Raw genomic sequence first — 19,154 nt, forward strand, 5'->3', positions numbered from 1 at the left:
GCAGTACCCCTAACCGGACAGATTGAAGTTGCCGGAACCGCCGTAGAGCGCGAGTGAGACGAGCAGGGTCACCGCCACGACGCAGATCAGCGAGAGCCGAACCCCGCGGCCCACTGCAGTTCCCACGCCCGACGGTCCCCCGGACGCGTTGTATCCGTAGTACGTGTGGATCAGCATCACAAGTAGTGCCATCACGAGCACTTGAACGAAGGACCATGCGACGTCGACCGGATCGAGGAACGTCGTGAAGTAGTGGTCGTAAAGACCGGAGGATTGACCGAACAGCACGACCGTGGTGAATCGTCCGGCCAGAAATGATCCTACGAGCGCCAGTGAGTACAGCGGCAAGATCGCGATCATCCCTGCGGTGACGCGGGTGCTGACGACGTACGGGACCGAACTGATCGCCATCGATTCGAGGGCGTCGATTTCCTCACTGATGCGCATGGCACCGATCTGCGCGGTCGAACCTGCTCCGATCGTGGCCGACAGGCCGATTCCCGCGATGACCGGCGCAGCGATACGAACGTTGATGAAGGCGGAGAAGAATCCGGTGAGCGCTTCGACTCCGATATTTCCCAGCGAGCTGAAACCTTGGATCGCAATGGTGCCGCCCGAGGCTAGAGTCAGAAATCCTACGACCGCAACCGTGCCGCCGATCACTGCCAAAGCTCCGGTGCCCATGCTGATCTCGGCTACCAGCCTCAACACTTCTTTCGGGTGTTTGCGAATTGCCCACGGGATGTGAGCGATGGCGCGCGCGAAGAAGACAGCTTGTCGCCCGACGTCGTCGATCGAGCGTGACGTTCGAGCCACCCGCGCCCGCGTGCGTCCGAACTTGCCGATTTGTGCCAGCGAATCCGACAGCGTCACCTCGATCACCCCGCCGTCAATCGGATGCCGACCGCGGTGACGATGGTGTTGACGACGAACAACGCCATGAATGCGTACACCACCGTTTCGTTGACGGCCTCCCCCACGCCTTTCGGCCCACCCCGTACCGACAGTCCGCGATAGCAGGCCACCAATCCCGCCAGCATCCCGAACAGTGCAGCTTTGACCATCGACAACGCCACCTCGGGCAGGCCGGTCAGCAACGTGATTCCCTCGACGAAGGCGCCAGGGTTCACGCCCTGGAGAAACACCGAGAAGGCGTAACCGCCGGCGATGCCGATGACGCAGACGAGTCCGTTGAGCAGCAAAGCCACCACGGTCGACGCGACCACACGCGGAATCACCAACCGATTGATCGGATCGATCCCGAGCACCTCCATGGCGTCGATCTCTTCACGAATCGTTCTCGATCCCAGATCGGCGGCGATGGCTGTCGCGCCCGCACCTGCCACGATCAGCACCGTCACCACCGGACCGACCTGAGTCACGGCACCGAGCGCGGCCCCGGCGCCGCTGAGGTCGGCGGCACCGATCTCGCGGAGAAGGATGTTGAGGGTGAAACTCACCAGGACCGTGAACGGCACGGCTACCAACACTGTCGGCACGATCGACACCCGGGCGATCATCCAACTCTGCTCGAGAAACTCCTGCACCTGAAAGCGGGTGCGGAACAAGCCCACTGCGACATCGGCGCCCATCCGGTAGAACTGGCCGAGTTCGCGCATCGGGCCCGCAAGTGCAACTCTTCCGCTGTACACGTCAATGCCCCGAAGGACATGACGTGGAGTTGCCGTAGTCGACCTTGAATTCCTTGATCCCGTTGAGCCAACCGGACGAGAGCCTGCTCGGATCGCCGAGCTTGCTGATGTCGGGCATGTGATCGGCGATCTTGCCGAAGATCAGATCGACCTCCATTCTGGCCAGGTTGGCGCCGACGCAGTAGTGCGGTCCGGTTCCTCCGAACGCGAGGTGCGGGTTCGGGTCTCGGGTGATGTCGAAGACGTCGGGGTTCTCGAAGACGGTTTCGTCGAAGTTCGCCGAGCCGTAGAGCAGTACGACACGCTGCCCCTTCGCAATCGCCGTGCCGGCAATCTGTGTGTCCACCACTGCTGTTCGTTGCATGGACGTCAGTGGCGAAGCCCAGCGGATGATCTCGTCCGCGGCGGTGCGCGGACGCTCACGCTTGTACAGTTCCCACTGATCCGGATGCTCGAGAAATGCCATCATGCCGAGTGTCGTTGCGTTGCGCGTCGTTTCGTTGCCCGCGACAGCCAACATGATGACGAAGAAACCGAACTGTTCCGGGGTGAGTTTCTGCCCGTCGATGTCGGCATGCACCAAGCGCGAGATGATGTCGTCGAGCGGTTCCTCCCGTCTCGCCTCGGCCAGTTGATAGGCGTAGCCCAGGATCTGCGCCGACGCCATCCGCGACTCGCCGGCGAGCGACTCGTCGTCGTATCCCGTCATCTGATTCGACCATTCGTACAGCTGACGGCGCCCGTCCTGCGGTACACCGATCAGCTCCGAGATCGCCTGCATCGGTAACTCGCTGGCGACCTGGCTGACAAAATCACCGCTACCTTCCGCCACGGCAGCCGACGCTATGTCTTCTGCCCGCGCTTCCAGCCCGGCCCGCATCGCTTCCACCGACCGCGGAGTGAACAAGCGCGCCACCAACTTGCGCAGCTGTGTGTGCTCAGGGGCGTCCATGTTGATGAGGACGTGTTTTGTCGCCTCCAACTCCTCCGCCGAGATGTTGTCTTCATGCCGCGGAATGCAGCCGTTGACGTTGCTCGAGAACTCCTCGCTGCGCAACGAGACGTCGCGGACGTCTGCGTGGCGGGAGACAACCCAACAACCACCGTCGTGAAATCCGCCGGTACCCGGTTCCTGGGCGTTCCACCAGACCGGAGCGCATCGTCGTAGTTCGGCGAACTCGGCAAGCGGGACGCGCTCGCCGTACAGATGCGGGTCGGTCACGTCGAACCCGTCGGGAAGGTCGATCTCAGGCATTGCAGATGCTCCTTTACGGATGGGTGCCGGGTGCCGGGTGTTGCGTGTGAGCGCTAGTCGATCCGGTGGACCGGGTCGCTGTTCTGTGAGAACTCCTTGGCCCAGCGGTAGTCCGGCTTGCCGCTCGGCGCTCGAACGACCTCGTCGGCGATCCAGAAGGAACGCGGAATCTTGTAGCCGGCAAGCTGAGTGCGGGTGTGTTTTTCGATGGAATCGAAATCCGGTTCCACACCATCGCGGACGCGGAGCACCGCCGCCACCCGATTGCCCCACCGCTCGTCGGCAATGCCGATCACTGTTGCGTCGTAGATGTCGGGATGGGCCTTCACCACGGCTTCGACCTCTTCCACGAAGACTTTCTCACCGCCGGTGTTGACCACCATGTTTCCCCGGCCGAGGAGAGTGACCGAGCCGTCGTCCTCGATCCGCGCTCGGTCTCCGGTCACCACTGCCCGCGCGCCGTTCACCTCTCGGAATATCTCCGCCGACTTCACCGGATCGTTGTAGTAGCCCAGTGGGACGTTGCCGAGTTTCGCCAACCATCCTTCGGCCCCCGAACCCGGCTCCAACACACGGTTGTCGTCGTCGACGACGACCGTGAATCTGTTGGCGCCCACTTTGGGTCCGCCACGCTGCTCGAGCCCTTTGGTTGCGAATCCGATTCCGCCGAAGCCTGTTTCGGACGATCCAACCGAATCGGAGATCATCAGATTCGGAAAGACGTCGAAGAACGCGTCTTTGACCGATCCGGAGAAGAGCGCAGCGCCGGAGGCGAGCACGGCCAGGCTCGACGCATCCGGTTGCAATTCGTGATGGGCTTCGACCAGTGGACGGCCCATGGCGTCGCCGGTGATGACCATGACCTGCGGGCGATATTCGGCGACGACTTTCCAGACCTGTGCCGCATCGAACTTCGGTTCGAAGATGACAGTGTTTCCGGAGAACAGAGCGTTGAACGTCGGCATCAGTGCCGAGGTGTGGATCAGCGGTGGAAGCATGCACCACCGCATCGGTTCGGCTGCCGCGGCGCCACCGCGCGACTGCTGGTACTCGTCGGCGATCGGCTCACCCGAATAGAAGTCGTAACCGCCGGCCAACACGCGCCAGATGTCTTCCTGCCGCCAGACGACGCCTTTCGGTCGTCCGGTTGTTCCGCCGGTGTAGAGAACGTAGACGTCATCGCCGGAACGCTCGGGAAAAGCATGTTCACCTACGCGCAGCGGGGATTGGTTGCCGAGCGCATCCTCGTACGCCACTGCCCCCGGAATCGACGGTTCGTTCCCGAGAGCGAGTTCGTCCGCCGCCTCGATCACGTACTTGACCCGCGGCGCGGACACCAACGCCTCGGCGACCCGCTCAGCGAAACCACGATGGAAAACCAACGCCGTGAGATCCGCATTCTCGTACAGGTAAACCAATTCGTCGCTCGTGTAGCGGTAGTTCACCGTGACGGGAACGCCGCGGATCTTGAAGGCCGCGAGGACAGCAACCATCGCCTCGATCGAGTTGTGCAGTTGAATACCGATGTGCGAACCGACACCCAACCCGACGGACTGGAAGTAATGCGCCAATCGGTTGGCCCGCTCGTCGAGCTCACGGTATGTCACCTCCTCGCCGGAAACGATCAGCGAGAGGCGATCGGGCATCACATCGACGGAATGCTCGAACAGGTCTGCAAACGTGTACGCCATAGGTTGAGTCCTTCGGGTTCGGCCGGTCAGACGACGAAGAGAGGCAAAGGGATTCCGCGATCTTCGAATACGAATGCCGCGCCGGTACTGACCTTCGTAATGGCGACTTCGACGCATTCCGGAGCGGGAGCTTCGGTGATGTCGACGGCCAGAAGGAGCCCCGCGGCATCTTCGGCCACCACTCTCACGGTGAAGTGCGGATTCACGCCGCGGACCAAAGCCTGGAGGGGATCGAGGTGCTCGCTGCCGAGCAAGGTCGGCCAACCGCCGTCGCGGTCGACAAGAGCGTCTCGCGAGATCCACAGCTCCAGAGCACCGCCGTCCCGTCGGATCTCACTCTCCACATACTGCTTCGGATTCAGCAAGGGATGCACGGACAGGACCAATGCCAACGATTCCAGAGTCGAAGGAAGCCCGAGCGCATCTCGAATACGCTGTGCCGCAACTCCCGCGATTCCGGTCAATTGCTTTCGCGTGATCTCGCGCGCCTTGTCTTCGTCGGCACGGCGGCGAACCGCTGCCAGAAAGCCCAACGCCAACAGATGATGCTGCACGCAGATCTCCTCTGCGATACGAACCAAGGCCGATCGCGAGAAGTCGGAAAATCTCAGGTCGGACAACAACGGACCCGAGTAGTCCGCCTTACCGTCCCCACCGTGATCGATCGGGCTCAGCTCGACCGTCACCGCGGCGGTGCGTCCGATCTGCTCGGTGTGCGCGGTCATCACGGGAGGCGTGTGCGACGGGTCGATGGAAACGGTCCAGGCACAGTGCGGATGTCGGTCCGCAGGCCTGCGCGGTGGTCGGTGAATCGGACGGATCTGGGCGTGCGGGTTGGTCGCGATGGCCGTCGCATCGAAAGTCGGATCCTCGATGTCGTGACACATCGAGGTCACGAACTCATCGCCCAACGGCTCGACGTCCATGAGTGCTCCGCAATGATCGAGCCAGAATTCACCGTGCAGCGGATCGTCGACCCGGTATCGAAAGTCCATGAACTGTGGCGGAGCGCCGATGTCGAGTTGTAACCCTTTGAAGATCGTCACGACGTCGTCGCCCTCGTATCCGAGAGCCTTCTGCATGCGGCGGGTGTACCAGGGGCTGGCCGATTCCCACTCCTCGACGGCCACCTGCGCCATACCCTCGCGTCCGAATTCGACGATCAGATGCGCCATGCCCGAGCGATCGATCAGCTGCCCGCACAGGAGCAACTCGGGCACCAACACGGCAAGGTCGCGCTGCGAGAGTGTCTCGAAGGAATCGCGCACCGTCATCGGACTCACCACAGCGGGACCGGCGCGGTGCCCACCGGATACCAGCCCGGTAGCGGGTCGCCTGAGATCGATCGCTGGATCCGGCCCTGCATCCCCTTCGAGAGAGCGTTGTTGCCGATCATCTCCATGAACAGTGCCGACACGTTCCCGAAGTCGAAGAAGTCACGCTGCCAGGACCATTGGAAGTCCCCGCCGTAGCGGAACCAACTACCGCCGATACCGTAGACGGAGTAGTTGCTCCCGTCCTCACGCTTGGCATCGGAAATCTGCTTCCACAAGCCGATCACGTTTCCACTACGTTCGTCGATCACAAAGTCTTGATACGGGTACTCCCAGCCTTCGAGGCCCTTCATCTCGAGGCCGAGCGCGACTTCGCGAATCTCCTCGCGCCCCACCGCCATGAAATCCTGCTTGGGACCGTAGTTCCACCCGTACGTGGCGTCCTCGGTGTACATGTCCGCCAACGGTTTCCAATCACCGGCGGCTTCGGCCTTCTTGTTCGCCTCGATCCAGCGTTGGACCATCTCGTCGAGCTCTGCGCGGTCGAAACCCGTCATCTGAACTTCCTCCCTCGAGTACTTGAATTCGCTGCAATCAATCGACAATCCGCTGTAATCAGTCGACAATTCTCAGGGCGCCGGTCGGGCAGTACCTGACCGCCATCTCAGCTTCACCGCGGAGCGACTCGGGTGGGTCCGAGTCCAGAAGACTGACCTTCCCCCGCTTCGGGACGACAAAGATCTCCGGTGCCTCGAGCTCACACGCCGCATGGCCTTGGCACAGGTCGAGGTCGACTTCGACGTGCATGATCACCCCTCACGCCCGGGACGTGTTCTGCGCCGGTACCTCACCGCGCACGGCTGCTGCAACTGGACGACCATCTTGCTGTGGTCGTTTCGGTAGGACTCCGACGGCTGCGCCATCTCGAACTCGAAGTCCCGCAGCAGGATCGAGAAGATCGCTTTGAGCTGCATCTGGGCGAATGCAGCGCCGACGCAGCGATGCCGGCCGGCTCCGAACGGAATCCACGTCCAGCGGTTGACGATGTCCTCTTGATTCGGGTCGATGTACCTCCCGGGATCGAAGGTGTCCGGTCGGGGGAAGTCCTCGGCGATTCGATTGGAGATCGCGGGCGTCGCGGCGACAAGATGGCCCTCTCGGATCTCGAAGCCGCCCACTTCGAAATCTCCACGTGCCACCCGCAACAGGATGATCAACGGCGGATGCAGTCGAAGGGTTTCCTTGACCACAGCCTCGAGAACCGGAATCTGGCGCAGGGCATGAAAACTGATGTCGGCGCCGTCGGAGTACAGATTGTCGAGTTCGTCGACGACGTCCGTCATGGTGTCGGGATGCCGCAACATCTCGATCAGCGACCACGCTGCCGTGCCGGAAGTCGTGTGGTGGCCGGCGAACATCATCGAGATGAAGATGCCGGTGATCTCGTCGGCACTGAACCGGAGGTCGCCGTTCTCGTCCTTGACCGAGACCAACACGTCCAACATGTCGCGGTCCTCCTTGCCCTGCGGAGGATTCGCGATGCGCCCGTTCATGATGTCCTGTACCAGAGCGACCAACGCCAACCTGGCCTCGTCGCGGCGGCGGAAACTCTCGATCGGCGCGTACGGATCCACGAAAGCCAATGCATCCGTTCCCTGTTCGAGTTCGTGATACAGCTTGGCGAAGCTATCGTCCAGTTCGTCGCGGAACTTCTTGCCGATCAGGCACGCCGACGAGGTGTAGATGGTCAGCTCGGCGAAGAAGTCGAGCAGATCGATCTCGCCTTCGTCTCCCCACTGCGCGACCATCGCCTCGACCTCGCGGCCGATCGTGGCGGCGTGCCCACGCATCTGTTCGCCGCGCAGAGCCGAGTTGTGCAGCATCTCTTTGCGCCGCTCCGGGCTGGCATCGAAGACGACGCCTTCACCGAATATCGGCTTCATGAAGGGGTACGCAGCTTGTTGGTCGAGATCCTCGTCGGTGGAGCGGAAGAAGAACTCGTTTGCCTCAGCTCCGGACAGCAGGATCACTGTGCGGTCGGCAAGTTGAAAGGCGCCGACGTCACCACATTCCTCACGCACCCGGCGCATGAGCGCTATCGGGTCGGTTCGCAGTTCCTCGAGATGCCCGTGCGGGAGATCCCCGCCGGACACCCGCGGTGGCTCGGGCAGTGTTCGCGACGTCTCCTGCACTCCGTGCGTCATGTCGTCTCCTGTGAGTTCGCAGTGGGAAGTTTGTCCAGTGGTGCCTCGGGCTGAACTTCGACGAGCACGATGTGTGCTCCTCGCGGCGCCGACACAACGGCGACGATGGCATTGGCGATGTCCGAGGCGCGCAGAAAGTAACCATGGCGGGCGAACCCCCACTTACTCCACGATTCCCCAACCGGTCCGATGATCTCCGGCGTCGTGTCCATCCCCATGCCGGTCAGTGTCGGCCCGGGTCGCACGATCGACGCACGAATGCCTGTTCCTTCGAGCTCCATTCGCATCTGGCGCCCCATTGCTTCGAGCCCGGCCTTGGCCGCGTCGTAAGCACCCATGAGTGGACGCTGGCGCTCGGCACAATCCGAGCCGATCAGTACGAAGTCACCGCGCTGTCGTTGCCTCATGCCGGGGAGTACGCGATGCGCCAATCGCTGCGCACCAACGAGGTGGACTTGGATCTGCCGTGAAAACGCCTCTGGATCCATCTCGTCCGCAGCCCCGAATTCGAGGTCACCGGCACCGGAGACGACCATTTCGGTGGGACCGTGGACTGCCTCTGCGGCCGAGACGAATCCGTCGACCGAATCACCGTCCGTGACGTCGAGGAAGTGGGCAAACGCTTCACCACCATTGCTGCGGATCTTCTCGGCGATGGCTTCGCATTCGGTGACTCGACGCGCACCGAGCGCAACCGGATGGCCGAGTTCGGCCAGGGCATACGCAGTAGCGGTGCCGATTCCCGACGATGCACCACTGATCAATGCCGGCCGGCAAACTGGATTGGGTTCGAAACGAGGCATCAGCGCACCTGCACTTTCACCGGCAGGGCCGCAAAGCCCCGGACGTTTGTCGAATGAACACGCTCGATTCCGGACTCGTCGACTTCGTAGTCGCTGACCCGACGCCCGAACTCTGCGAGGGCGATCTTGGCTTCGAGCTTGGCAAGGTGGGCACCGAGACAGAAGTGCACGCCACCACCGAAACTCGCGAGTTTTCCCGACGAACTCCGGCCGATCTGGAAGCTGTCGGCATCCTCGAAGACGTCGGCGTCTCGGTTGGCCGATCCGATCAGGAGCAGGACCTTCTGCCCCGCCGGAATGGTGCGTCCGTGATATTCGAGGTCGACAACCGAAGTCCGAGCCACGATCTGGCTCGACGTGTCGTAGCGAAGAGTCTCTTCCACCCATTCCGAGGCTCGTTCGGGATCGTCGAGAACCGGTGTGATCTGCTCCCGGTGGTGCGAACCCCAGTACAGAGCGTTTCCGAGAAGCTTGGTCGTGGTCTCGTTTCCGGCCACGACCATCAGAAACATGAATCCGAGGATCTCCTGGTCCGAGAGTTTGTCTCCGTCGATCTCGGCATCGAGCAAGGCCGAGGTCAGATCGTCCGTCCGCGATCGGCGACGCTGCGCGATCATCTCCTTGTAGTAGCCCATCAAACTGATCGAAGCCTCCACCGCAGGTTGCGGCACGTCGAGAACACCCGCCTCTCGATGCACCACCAGATCCGCCTTGCGCCGCAGTTCGGCTCTGTCGGGTTCGGGGACCCCCATGAGTTCGGAGATGACGTCCATCGGCAGCTTTCCCGCCACCTCCGTAATCCAGTCGAACTCCCCCGCGCCCAACGCAGGTACCAGATGTTGCTTCGTGAGTTCGAGGATCCGGCCGGCGAGCTCCGCAACCCGTCGCGGCGTGAATCCGCGAGAAACCAACTGGCGCAACCGCATATGGCGGGGATCGTCCATCGCGAGAAACGACATCACATAATGCGCGTGTGGACCGTAGGCTGCGGGGTCGAGCGATACCCCGTTGGCGCTCGAGAGACGCTTGTTGTCCTTGAATCCGTCGACCACGTCCGCATATCGCGACAACGCCCAAAAGCCAACGTCCGGATTGTGATACAACGGTGATTCTTCGCGCAGACGCTTGTACGTCGGATACGGATCGTCGTGAAAGTGGTAGTCGTACGGATTGAAGACCACCGGATCGATCAAAGCTTCTGTCATGATTTCTCCAGGATCAGTAGAGCTGAGGCCTCGAGGCGTCCAGCGATTTGCGCGTAGGTTCCGTAGCCGATCCCTGCTCGCAGAAGCGCCCCGGCATAAAGCATTTCGAGCGCTTCCAACACTTCGGGTTCGCCATTCGGATCCAGCGCCGAAGCGAGTCGTTGATGGATCTCGAGTCCGATCCGCCCGCGAAGATGTTCCACTTCAGGATCGGATCCGAGCAGTGCATTGGTCACGGCGGCCGATACCTCCGGTTCGTCCGCGAGAAGCAGCGCGATGTTTCGAAGTACAGACAGCACGTGCGCGGTGCGATCCAACCCTGAGCCATCAGGCGCCGACGAGTTCTGAAGTCTTCGCCAGAAAACCTCTGCGACCAGATGCTCCTTGGACGCGAAATACGTGTAGGCGGTCGCAGTTCCTACACCCGCTTCGGCCGCAACCGAACGGACAGTCAGTCCGGAAAACTCTTGTTTGCGTAGAACTTTCACTGTTGCTTCGGCAAGCCTGGCCACAGTTTCCGCCTGTTTGCCCGTGAGGCGCCTGCGAGTGGATTCATAGACAATCGATCCCCCGCCACTTGAATCGCCCCGTTTGCTGGACACGTGTCTGGACGTTACTACAGCACCCTGTCCAGGGCAACGAAATGGGGAAACTTCGAAAATTCACCACTCACAGGCAGCCACGAAGCGAAAAGTTCTACTACAGACCGATCTTCATCCCGGCACCAGCGTCCACGCGCAGTTGCTGGCCGGTGACGAATCGCGACTCGTCCGAGGACAGGTACACGACCGCATGCGAGATGTCCGCGGGCTCGACCCACGGGGTCGGCATCGCCTGCATGAACGGGAACGTCGCTGCCGCATCCTCGGCGGTCGGATTCTCGAGGTCGGGACGGAACGTGCGGTACATCGGCATGCTCTGCAACATGTCGGTGTTCACGTTGGTCGGATGAATCGCGTTGACGCGAATGGAACTCGGCCCGAGAGTCAGTGCCAACGAACTGGTATATGCCTGAATCAGCTTCTTGGCCAGTCCGTATCCGTCGCCACCCGGACCCTGGAGCGCCTGCTGCCCGTTGAATCCGGTCTGTGGCACCAGACCGGCAACAGAGCCGATCGCGATGATCGAACCCCCTTCGCCGAGGTATTCCATCGACGCGTGCACTGTATTGACGACACCGAGAAAGTTCACATCGAACGCGTCGACGAAACCGGCAGTCGACACGTGCTTGCCGAGCGGACAGATACCGGCGTTCGCCACGACGACATGCAATCCGCCCAACTGACCTACCGCCTCGGCAAGTGCCGTTTCGAGTCCGGCGCGATCGCGGACGTCGACACGTGCCGTCACCACCTGCTGTCCGGTCTCTTTCACCAGTCGAGCCGTTTCCTCGAGATCGGCAGGACTGGCGAGCGGGTATTCGTTGCTGGCGATGTCTGCGCACAGATCGAAGGCGATGATGTGCGCGCCCTCCCGTGCGAGATGAACGGCATGACTGCGCCCCTGACCTCGAGCAGCACCGGTCACCAGCACCACTTTTCCGTCAACTCTGTTCATTTCGACCTCTCTCCCGTGTACGTGAAGGCGTGTATGTGAAGGCGTGCATGTGAAAGCGTGGATGTGAAGGCGTGGTTGTGAATGTGCGGTGAACCGTAGCCGCGCCGCCCCGGACACGAGGCGCTTTTCACCGAACCAGATCCCGAGACGCTCTCGAAATCTCTTATGCCCCAGAAACCATTGCCTCAACCACGAGTGTGAACTAGAGTCCAGACACATGTCCAGAAAGAGAGGGTTCGCGTTATGACGCTTCGACCCGCAGACAGTTCTGCACTTCTCGTCGACGGAAAGCTGGTTCCCGGATCCGGTGGAACCTTCGAAGTTTTCAACCCGGCCACCGAGGAACTGATCGGCCGTGCGGCCGAAGGCACCACCGCGGACATGGACGCGGCCATTGCCGCGGCGCGCCGTGCGTTCGACGAGACCGAATGGGCACGCGATCACGGGTTTCGCGCTCGCTGCCTGCGCCAACTGTGCGACGCACTCCAGTCCCACATCGAGGAGTTGCGTGAGATCACCGTCGCCGAGGTCGGCGCACCCGTCATGCTGACGAGCGGTCCGCAACTCGAAGGCCCGATCGAAGATCTTCGCTACTGGGCTGACCTGATCGAAACCTATTCGTGGGAACAAGATCTCGGGCACGCGTCACCCATGGGGATTCCGACCCATCGCCGACTGCTCAAGGAAGCGGTCGGCGTCGTCGGCGCAATCACACCGTGGAACTTCCCGCACCAGATCAATTTCGCCAAACTCGGCCCCGCCCTCGCGGCCGGCAACACCATCGTTCTCAAACCCGCGCCGGACACGCCCTGGTGCGCCGCGCTGGTCGCCAAGGTGATTGCAGAAGAAACCGAGATCCCGGCGGGCGTCGTCAACGTGGTGACGTCGACAGATCACTCTCTCGGCGCGCAGCTGTGCAGCGATCCGCGCGTCGATCTCGTGTCCTTCACCGGTTCCACCGCCACCGGACGCACGGTGATGGCCACGGCCGCGCAAACCCTCAAGAAGGTCTTCCTCGAACTCGGGGGCAAGTCCGCATTCATCGTCCTCGACGACGCGGACATCAAGGGTGCATGCTCGGTTGCCGCGTTCTCCGTGTGCGTTCATGCCGGTCAGGGATGCGCACTCAGTACCAGACTTCTCGTGCCGCGCGCTCGGTACGAAGATGCTCTGGCCGCGGCCTGCGCCGCGATGGCGGGTATCCGAGCCGGTGACCCCAGCGCGCGCGGAACGGTGTGTGGTCCGGTCATCTCCGCGCGACAGCGCACCAGGGTGGAGAGCTACCTCGCCCTCGCGGTCGAAGAGGGCGGCACGATCGTGACGGGTGGAGGCCGACCCGACGATCACCAGAGCGGCTTCTTCGTCGAACCCACTCTCATTGCCGGGCTGGACAACTCGTCTCGCGTAGCGCAGGAGGAGATTTTCGGGCCCGTTCTCGTGATCATTCCGTACGACAACGACGACGACGCTATCCGGATTGCCAACGATTCCCCCTACGGCCTGTCCGGGTCGGTGTGGGGCGCCGATCCCGATCGCGTCGCGCACGTCGTTGCCGGTGTCAGAACCGGAACGCTGAGCGTCAACGGCGGCGTCTGGTATTCGGCCGACGCACCGTTCGGCGGCTACAAACAATCCGGGATCGGCCGCGAAATGGGCCTCGCCGGTTTCGAGGAATACCTCGAAACCAAGCTCGTCGCTTCACCTTCCTGACATTCCACACCCTCACCCCCACACCTTCACCACAGAATCATCACCACGAAAGTAGGTCGACATGGGACGTTTCGACGGTCGCACCGCGATAGTCACCGGAGCAGCGCAGGGTATCGGAGAGGCATATGCCCGCGCTCTGGCTGCAGAGGGGGCCAACGTGGTCGTGGCGGACCTCAATCGCGAACTCGGTGAAGCTGTCGCCAAGCAGATCACGGCGGACGGTGGAAGTGCCGTGTTCAAGGACGTCGACGTCGCCGACGGGCAGTCGACTGCGGCACTTGCCGACTTCACGATCGAGCAGTTCGGTAGCATCGAGCATCTGGTGAACAACGCTGCCATCTACGGCGGAATGAAGATCGATTCCCTGTTGACGGTGGACTGGGACTACTACCGAAAGTTCATGAGCGTCAACATGGACGGCGCATTGCACGTGTGCCGGGCGGTCGTACCTCATATGCGCGCGAAGGGCGGTTCGATCGTCAACCAGTCCTCCACAGCAGCCTGGCTGTACTCGAATTACTACGGACTCGCGAAAGCCGGCGTCAACAGCCTGACACAACAACTCGCGACCGAACTCGGCTGGTCGAACATCCGGATCAACGCCATCGCTCCCGGTCCCATCGACACGGAGGCGACTCGAACCGTCACCCCCGGCAACATCGTCAAGGACATGGTGAAGCGAATCCCGTTGCAGCGCATGGGAACGCCGGAGGATCTCGTCGGCATGTGCCTGTTCCTTCTCTCCGACGACGCAGGCTGGGTGACCGGGCAGATCTTCAACGTCGACGGAGGCCAGGTGTACCGGTCATGACGGAATCGGCGCCGAAAGCCAGCGCTTCGAAAACCAGACTGGGATACATCGGCCTAGGCAACATGGGCGCGCCGATGGCGCAGCGCCTCCTGGACTGGCCGGGAGGACTGGTGGTGTGTGATGCCCGCGCAGAAGCGCTCGAACCGTTCACCACTGCGGGCGCGAGCGCGGCATCGACGCCCGCCGACGTTGCAGCGCAGGCGAGCATCATCTCCGTCACGGTGCTCGACGACGCGCAGGTACGCGAGGTTGTGTGCGGGCCGCACGGGATCCTGTCGACCGCACAGCCAGGCACTGTCGTCGCGATTCACTCCACTATCTCGGACACCACGGCGGTGGAACTCGCTGACATCTGTCAACAGCGTGGTGTTCTGCTGGTCGACGCGCCGATCAGTGGCGGTGCCGGCGGCGCAGCGCAGGGCAGGCTGGCAGTGATGATCGGCGGCTCCGACGCTGCGTTCGAAGCCGTCCGCGAGCCCTTCGGATCCTGGGCCGAGCTGGTGGTTCACGCCGGTGACGTCGGCGCGGGAACGCGAATGAAGCTCGCACGCAACCTTCTTCACTTCGTCTCGTTCACCGCCACGACCGAGGCCGCGCGACTCGCCGAAGCAGCAGGACTCGATCTCCGCACGCTCGGAAAGGTCGTCAGGCACACCGATGCGATCACTGGTGGCGCGGGCGCGATCATGCTCCGTGACACCACCGCACCGGTCTCGGAGGACGACCCGTGGTTCTCGATACTGCGGCATGTTCGCAATCTCGGGGAGAAGGACTTGGCCTTGGCCATCAACCTCGGTGATCGGCTGAATCTCGACCTGCCGCTCGCGCACCTTGCGCTCGCCGGACTCGGTGCCGGTCTGGGCGTCGGGAATGACAGCGAAGACAGGCTGGCCGAACCTTCAACGGCGTCTTCGGCATCTACTACTCGGGAGCACGCATGACCGACACCACTCACATGACCGATGCCGGTGGAACCGACGAAAGCCGCATCTCCGAGGCCCGCGCTCGTGGCGTCGCGAAGATGAACGAGGTGTACGGCTGGGAGCTTCCCGCCGACGTTCCCGGCGACTTCTTCGCGGTCACCGCCGACCACCTCTTTGCCGACATCTGGACGCGACCGGGACTGTCGGTGCGTGACCGACGACTACTCCTGATCGGTGCCATCACCGCCCAGGGGCAGAACGATGTGGCAAAGATCCAGATCAACGCTGCTCTCCACAACGAGGAGTTGACCGAGCAGCAGTTCGAAGAGGCCGCGATCTTCCTGTGCCACTACGTCGGCTGGCCACTGGCCACCGGACTCAACAATGCGCTGATCGCCGTGAAGGCCGACAGACGTAAAGCCGCGCGCGCCAAGGAGAAGGCCGCGGCCGATTCCGCGAAAACGGACACCGACTGACTTTCGGTCGAGATACTGCCATCAGGGCATCAATCACACCCACCGATTCCCCCACCAACCAACCAGAAGAACGAAGGATCCGAATTCATGGCCGAGGCCAGCTCAATCCGTCCGCAGTCCGCCGCAAGCATTGAGCAGTGGGACTTCGAGGCTGACGTCGTCGTCGCCGGCTACGGCATTGCCGGAGTGAGTGCTTCGATCGAGGCCGCGCGAGCGGGCGCCGACGTATTGGTGCTCGAGCGCACGAGCGGCTGGGGCGGCGCTGCGGCGCTGGCAGGTGGATTCATCTATCTGGGCGGCGGGACCCCGTTGCAGCAGGCACTCGGGTTCGAGGACTCCCCCGCCAACATGAAATCATTCATGATGGCCGCACTCGGGCCCGGCGCCGACGAGGAGAAGATCACCGACTACTGCGAAGGCAGCGTCGAGCACTACAACTGGCTCGTCGACAACGGTGTGCCGTTCAAGGAAAGTTTCTACGGCCAACCCGGCTGGGAAACACCCTTCGACGACGGACTCATGTATTCCGGCGGCGAGAACTCGGCACCGTTCAACACGATCGCGACACCGGCCCCTCGCGGGCACGTGCCGCAGATGAGCGGCAAGCGCACCGGGGAGAAGGGCGGTGGTTTCATGTTGATGAAGCCACTGATCGAGACGGCCGAAATCCTCGGCGTACGAGCAGAATACGACATGCGAGTCCAGCGCCTGGTCGTCGACGGAGATCGAGTAGTCGGCATCATCGCCAAGCAGTACGGCAAGGAAGTGGCAGTTCGAGCACGCACGGGTGTCGTATTGGCGACGGGAAGCTTCGCCTACAACGAAGCGATGATCCAGTCGTACGCCCCACGGCTGATCGGGCGCCCCGGTGCGGCTATCGAAGAGCACGACGGCAAGGCCATCCAGATGGCGCAGGCACTCGGCGCCGACCTCGCACACATGGACGCAACCGAGGTCGCATTCTTCGGCGACCCCCAGTTGATGATCCGCGGCATCCTGGTCAACGGACGCGGCCAGCGCTACGTCAACGAAGACACGTACCCGGGAAGAATCGGCCAGGAGACGCTGCTGCGCAACGAGAATCAGGCCTACCTGATCATCGACGAAGCTTCCTACGAAGAGGGCTGCGCCGCCGACAGTTCCACACCGTTCTTCAGATTCCAGCCCAAGTGGGTGGCCGAGACCGTCGAGGAACTCGAATCCGACATGGGCCTGCCGGAAGGCACCCTTCAGTCGACCGTCGAGGTCTACAACCGGCACGCCGCCCGTGGTGAAGACCCGGTACTCGGTAAGAAGAAGGAGTGGGTCAAGCCGATCGGCTCACCCGTCGCTGCGCTCGACCTTCGCAATTTCACCGCCGGATTCACGCTCGGCGGCCTGCGCACGTCGATCAACTCGGAGGTCATCCACGTCTCCGGCGAACCGATCCCGGGTTTGTTTGCCGCTGGACGCTGCACCGCCGGCGTCTGCGCCGGTGGATACGCCTCCGGAACGTCCCTCGGTGACGGCAGCTTCTACGGGCGACGCGCGGGAATCAGCGCTGCCAAGGGCTGAGCGTCTCTTATCAAATGTCAGCATCCTCAATGTCAGCATCCTCGCTGCGACGTTCGAGGAACAACGTGTCACGCCACCTGCCACCGAGTTGAGCGATACGCGAGCGAGTGCCGACGATTCGGAATCCGACGGCCTGATGCAAGGCGACACTCGCCCGGTTCTCCGGGAAGATCGACGACTGCACCGTCCAGATCTCACTGGCGTCGGCGGCTTGCACCTGTCGGCGAAGCAGCAGCTTGCCTACGCCGCGCCCGCGAGCACCGCTACCGATGTAGATGGAGTTCTCGGCGACCCCTCGGTAGCAATCACGCGAGGACACCGGGCTCAGGCTCGCCCAGCCTTCGACTCGGCCGTCGATCTCGGCGACCCATCGATGATCGGGCAACCATTGCGCGTCGAGCTTCTCGGCTGACGGCACCGACGTGGTGAACGTCGCGGTTCCGGTGTCGATTCCTTCTCGGTAGATCGAGCGCACGGCATCCCAGTCGCCGGATTCCATGCGGCGAAGCACCACATCGTCGGGAAGAACTCCCAGTGTGTCTTCGACCGGGCCACGCGCAGCCACAACGGCGGCCGCTGCCATCAGATCGGAGTATGCCGTTCCGGCAACACTGACAACCGAAGTGCCTTCACGCACCGAAGCCTCGACAAAACCGACCTCGATCAAGGCCTCGAGGTGAGCACTCAGCGCCGACGGCTCGAGTGATGCGGCGTGTGCAATCGTGTCGACGTCGATCGGACCGCCGGCAGCGAGTCGGAGCACTCGCAGCCGCGTCGGATCACCAAGGCACGCAAACCTGCGCGCAAGTACATCGGTGTCGAGGGGCGCGAGTGTTTCTGAACTCATAGGGCGACTATAACGCCGCTGACCTGCAGTTCGGTCGGCTAGGTGGGGCGAGCGGGCCCCGAAGTGAGAAACAACTCAGCCGCCGATCCTCGGGTTCACCGGCTAACGCGCACCGATCGACTCGGCAATCATCGACCACGAGTTGTGAAGATCGTCCTGCCAATAACCCCAGGAGTGAGTGCCGGTTGCCCGGAAATCATAGGTGGCCGGGATGCCCAGGGAGTCGAGCCGCTCGGCCAAACGCTGGGTGCACTGGTTCGTCCCGGCCTCGATGACTCCACCCACGATCACCTGGTTCGCCAGAACGCCGAGGTCGCCGTTGACCATCGGTCCCCCCAGATTCTCGTGTGGGCCGGGCAGGCCCGATCCATTGCTGATGTAGAGGTCGACCCCCCGCAATCTCTCGGCGTTGACCACAGGATCGTTGGCTACCCAGCCCGGACCGCCGGGAGGACCCCACATGTTGTCCACGTTGCCGCCGCGGAATCCGACCACGAATCTCACGTAGTCCTGACCGGGTTGAGTACTCGTCTCGGCGCACCCGCTGAAAGCACCGACGGCACGGTAAACGGATGGCGCCGCCTCGGCCAGGCTCAGAACCGAGGTACCTGCCATCGACAATCCGGCAACGGCATTCACACCCGTAGTCCCGAGCGTGGCATCGACGATCGGTGGCAACTCCTCGGTGAGGAACGTGGTCCACTTGTTCAGCCCGAGAACAGGATCGGGCTTCTCCCAGTCGGTGTAGTAGCTGTAGGCACCGCCGATCGGGTTGACGACGTTGACGTTCTTGTCGCCGAAGAAGTCGACGACGTCTGTGCGTGTCTGCCACGTCGCCGTGTCCTCGCCTCCGCCCGCGCCGTTGAGCAGGTAGAGAGTCGGCCGGGGCGCACTCGTGTCTGCCGGCCGAATCACCTCGAGTGGGATCACCTTGTCCATTGCAGCGGAGTAGACGTACATCGTCAGCTGACGGGCGTTGATTTCCTCGACGTGATCGAGAGCTGAACTGTCTGGAGGGGATGTTCGCGCCTGATCAGCCGAGGCAAGCGCCGCTTCACCGAACAATCCCGTCCATGCGACGAGGGCGACGACCAGTATCGCCCGAGTACGTCCGATCCTTCTCATTGCCGCTCCTCGTGCTCGATTGCGGTGCCCGGCAACAGCTCGGTGGCGCTCGCTTCACGGGCGTGCG

Annotated in this window: 19 protein-coding genes; 5 read left to right on the forward strand and 14 right to left on the reverse strand. The window is 62.5% G+C overall.

Annotated features, from left to right (window positions below; translation table 11 throughout):
• Positions 1-9 precede the first annotated feature (9 nt).
• From ACKAMS_RS27110 to ACKAMS_RS27165, 12 genes are all read right to left on the reverse strand, one after another.
• Positions 10-882, reverse strand: a complete 873-nt coding sequence (locus ACKAMS_RS27110; protein WP_003944051.1) for an ABC transporter permease — start codon at positions 880-882, stop codon at positions 10-12.
• On the reverse strand, positions 879-1,619 hold the full coding sequence (locus tag ACKAMS_RS27115; RefSeq protein WP_021344419.1) for an ABC transporter permease: 741 nt from the start codon (positions 1,617-1,619) through the stop codon (positions 879-881). Before ACKAMS_RS27115 ends, ACKAMS_RS27110 begins: the two co-directional genes overlap by 4 nt.
• Positions 1,620-1,653: 34 nt before the next feature.
• Positions 1,654-2,907, reverse strand: coding sequence for a cytochrome P450 (locus ACKAMS_RS27120; RefSeq protein ID WP_408989827.1), 1,254 nt, complete (start codon positions 2,905-2,907; stop codon positions 1,654-1,656).
• A 53-nt stretch (positions 2,908-2,960) separates the two neighbouring features.
• Positions 2,961-4,598, reverse strand: a complete 1,638-nt coding sequence (locus ACKAMS_RS27125) for an acyl-CoA synthetase (protein ID WP_408989828.1) — start codon at positions 4,596-4,598, stop codon at positions 2,961-2,963.
• A gap of 26 nt (positions 4,599-4,624) precedes the next feature.
• The gene (locus tag ACKAMS_RS27130) at positions 4,625-5,872 is read right to left on the reverse strand and encodes a hypothetical protein (protein ID WP_408989829.1); all 1,248 of its coding nucleotides are present in this window, start codon (positions 5,870-5,872) and stop codon (positions 4,625-4,627) included.
• Between the two features lie 5 nt (positions 5,873-5,877).
• Complete coding sequence (locus ACKAMS_RS27135; protein ID WP_020907944.1) at positions 5,878-6,429, reverse strand: hypothetical protein; 552 nt, start codon at positions 6,427-6,429, stop codon at positions 5,878-5,880.
• Positions 6,430-6,487: 58 nt separating this feature from the next.
• A complete protein-coding gene (locus ACKAMS_RS27140; RefSeq protein ID WP_020907945.1) occupies positions 6,488-6,679 on the reverse strand; it encodes a ferredoxin in 192 nt (63 codons plus the stop codon).
• A 2-nt stretch (positions 6,680-6,681) separates the two neighbouring features.
• Positions 6,682-8,076 (reverse strand): cytochrome P450, encoded by a 1,395-nt coding sequence (locus ACKAMS_RS27145; RefSeq protein WP_019748680.1) that lies wholly within the window; start codon positions 8,074-8,076, stop codon positions 6,682-6,684.
• Positions 8,073-8,879 carry an SDR family oxidoreductase gene (locus tag ACKAMS_RS27150; RefSeq protein ID WP_317832675.1) on the reverse strand — a complete coding sequence of 269 codons (807 nt, stop codon included), beginning with the start codon at positions 8,877-8,879 and terminating at the stop codon, positions 8,073-8,075. Before ACKAMS_RS27150 ends, ACKAMS_RS27145 begins: the two co-directional genes overlap by 4 nt.
• Complete coding sequence (locus tag ACKAMS_RS27155) at positions 8,879-10,084, reverse strand: cytochrome P450 (protein ID WP_317832673.1); 1,206 nt, start codon at positions 10,082-10,084, stop codon at positions 8,879-8,881. The genes ACKAMS_RS27150 and ACKAMS_RS27155 overlap by 1 nt, the downstream gene beginning before the upstream one ends.
• A complete protein-coding gene (locus ACKAMS_RS27160; RefSeq protein ID WP_024487471.1) occupies positions 10,081-10,647 on the reverse strand; it encodes a TetR/AcrR family transcriptional regulator in 567 nt (188 codons plus the stop codon). Before ACKAMS_RS27160 ends, ACKAMS_RS27155 begins: the two co-directional genes overlap by 4 nt.
• Before the next feature lie 136 nt (positions 10,648-10,783).
• Positions 10,784-11,641 carry a mycofactocin-coupled SDR family oxidoreductase gene (locus ACKAMS_RS27165; protein WP_317832671.1) on the reverse strand — a complete coding sequence of 286 codons (858 nt, stop codon included), beginning with the start codon at positions 11,639-11,641 and terminating at the stop codon, positions 10,784-10,786.
• Between the two features lie 243 nt (positions 11,642-11,884).
• Here ACKAMS_RS27165 and ACKAMS_RS27170 point away from each other — a divergent pair, with 243 nt between their 5' ends.
• The 5 genes from ACKAMS_RS27170 (at position 11,885) to ACKAMS_RS27190 (ending at position 17,115) form a co-directional block, all read left to right on the forward strand.
• A complete protein-coding gene (locus tag ACKAMS_RS27170) occupies positions 11,885-13,351 on the forward strand; it encodes an aldehyde dehydrogenase (RefSeq protein ID WP_317832669.1) in 1,467 nt (488 codons plus the stop codon).
• 61 nt (positions 13,352-13,412) lie between these two features.
• Complete coding sequence (locus ACKAMS_RS27175; protein WP_317832667.1) at positions 13,413-14,162, forward strand: SDR family oxidoreductase; 750 nt, start codon at positions 13,413-13,415, stop codon at positions 14,160-14,162.
• A complete protein-coding gene (locus ACKAMS_RS27180; protein ID WP_080910676.1) occupies positions 14,159-15,103 on the forward strand; it encodes an NAD(P)-dependent oxidoreductase in 945 nt (314 codons plus the stop codon). The genes ACKAMS_RS27175 and ACKAMS_RS27180 overlap by 4 nt, the downstream gene beginning before the upstream one ends.
• The gene (locus tag ACKAMS_RS27185) at positions 15,100-15,561 is read left to right on the forward strand and encodes a carboxymuconolactone decarboxylase family protein (protein WP_003944075.1); all 462 of its coding nucleotides are present in this window, start codon (positions 15,100-15,102) and stop codon (positions 15,559-15,561) included. The genes ACKAMS_RS27180 and ACKAMS_RS27185 overlap by 4 nt, the downstream gene beginning before the upstream one ends.
• 87 nt (positions 15,562-15,648) lie before the next feature.
• Positions 15,649-17,115 (forward strand): FAD-dependent oxidoreductase, encoded by a 1,467-nt coding sequence (locus ACKAMS_RS27190; protein ID WP_069147166.1) that lies wholly within the window; start codon positions 15,649-15,651, stop codon positions 17,113-17,115.
• A gap of 10 nt (positions 17,116-17,125) precedes the next feature.
• Here ACKAMS_RS27190 and ACKAMS_RS27195 read toward each other — a convergent pair whose 3' ends face one another.
• Together ACKAMS_RS27195 and ACKAMS_RS27200 are read right to left on the reverse strand one after the other, a co-directional pair.
• Positions 17,126-17,962, reverse strand: a complete 837-nt coding sequence (locus ACKAMS_RS27195) for a GNAT family N-acetyltransferase (protein WP_019748689.1) — start codon at positions 17,960-17,962, stop codon at positions 17,126-17,128.
• Positions 17,963-18,064: 102 nt separating this feature from the next.
• Positions 18,065-19,087 (reverse strand): alpha/beta hydrolase family protein, encoded by a 1,023-nt coding sequence (locus ACKAMS_RS27200; RefSeq protein ID WP_046378652.1) that lies wholly within the window; start codon positions 19,085-19,087, stop codon positions 18,065-18,067.
• Between the last annotated feature and the right edge of the window lie 67 nt (positions 19,088-19,154).

The organism is Rhodococcus sp. 5A-K4 (assembly GCF_046097995.1).
In the GTDB taxonomy this organism is placed as follows: Bacteria; Actinomycetota; Actinomycetes; order Mycobacteriales; family Mycobacteriaceae; genus Rhodococcus_F; species Rhodococcus_F erythropolis.

What these genes read in the sequence shown, in the direction of transcription:
- ACKAMS_RS27165 (WP_317832671.1), bottom strand. Translation starts at nt 11,641, where the DNA reads ATGAACAGAGTTGACGGAAAAGTGGTGCTGGTGACCGGTGCTGCTCGA.
- ACKAMS_RS27200 (WP_046378652.1), bottom strand. Translation starts at nt 19,087, where the DNA reads ATGAGAAGGATCGGACGTACTCGGGCGATACTGGTCGTCGCCCTCGTC.
- ACKAMS_RS27140 (WP_020907945.1), bottom strand. Translation starts at nt 6,679, where the DNA reads ATGCACGTCGAAGTCGACCTCGACCTGTGCCAAGGCCATGCGGCGTGT.
- ACKAMS_RS27195 (WP_019748689.1), bottom strand. Translation starts at nt 17,962, where the DNA reads ATGAGTTCAGAAACACTCGCGCCCCTCGACACCGATGTACTTGCGCGC.
- ACKAMS_RS27145 (WP_019748680.1), bottom strand. Translation starts at nt 8,076, where the DNA reads ATGACGCACGGAGTGCAGGAGACGTCGCGAACACTGCCCGAGCCACCG.
- ACKAMS_RS27135 (WP_020907944.1), bottom strand. Translation starts at nt 6,429, where the DNA reads ATGACGGGTTTCGACCGCGCAGAGCTCGACGAGATGGTCCAACGCTGG.
- ACKAMS_RS27180 (WP_080910676.1), top strand. Translation starts at nt 14,159, where the DNA reads ATGACGGAATCGGCGCCGAAAGCCAGCGCTTCGAAAACCAGACTGGGA.
- ACKAMS_RS27170 (WP_317832669.1), top strand. Translation starts at nt 11,885, where the DNA reads ATGACGCTTCGACCCGCAGACAGTTCTGCACTTCTCGTCGACGGAAAG.
- ACKAMS_RS27125 (WP_408989828.1), bottom strand. Translation starts at nt 4,598, where the DNA reads ATGGCGTACACGTTTGCAGACCTGTTCGAGCATTCCGTCGATGTGATG.
- ACKAMS_RS27150 (WP_317832675.1), bottom strand. Translation starts at nt 8,879, where the DNA reads ATGCCTCGTTTCGAACCCAATCCAGTTTGCCGGCCGGCATTGATCAGT.
- ACKAMS_RS27120 (WP_408989827.1), bottom strand. Translation starts at nt 2,907, where the DNA reads ATGCCTGAGATCGACCTTCCCGACGGGTTCGACGTGACCGACCCGCAT.
- ACKAMS_RS27185 (WP_003944075.1), top strand. Translation starts at nt 15,100, where the DNA reads ATGACCGACACCACTCACATGACCGATGCCGGTGGAACCGACGAAAGC.
- ACKAMS_RS27155 (WP_317832673.1), bottom strand. Translation starts at nt 10,084, where the DNA reads ATGACAGAAGCTTTGATCGATCCGGTGGTCTTCAATCCGTACGACTAC.
- ACKAMS_RS27190 (WP_069147166.1), top strand. Translation starts at nt 15,649, where the DNA reads ATGGCCGAGGCCAGCTCAATCCGTCCGCAGTCCGCCGCAAGCATTGAG.
- ACKAMS_RS27115 (WP_021344419.1), bottom strand. Translation starts at nt 1,619, where the DNA reads ATGCGCGAACTCGGCCAGTTCTACCGGATGGGCGCCGATGTCGCAGTG.
- ACKAMS_RS27175 (WP_317832667.1), top strand. Translation starts at nt 13,413, where the DNA reads ATGGGACGTTTCGACGGTCGCACCGCGATAGTCACCGGAGCAGCGCAG.
- ACKAMS_RS27130 (WP_408989829.1), bottom strand. Translation starts at nt 5,872, where the DNA reads ATGACGGTGCGCGATTCCTTCGAGACACTCTCGCAGCGCGACCTTGCC.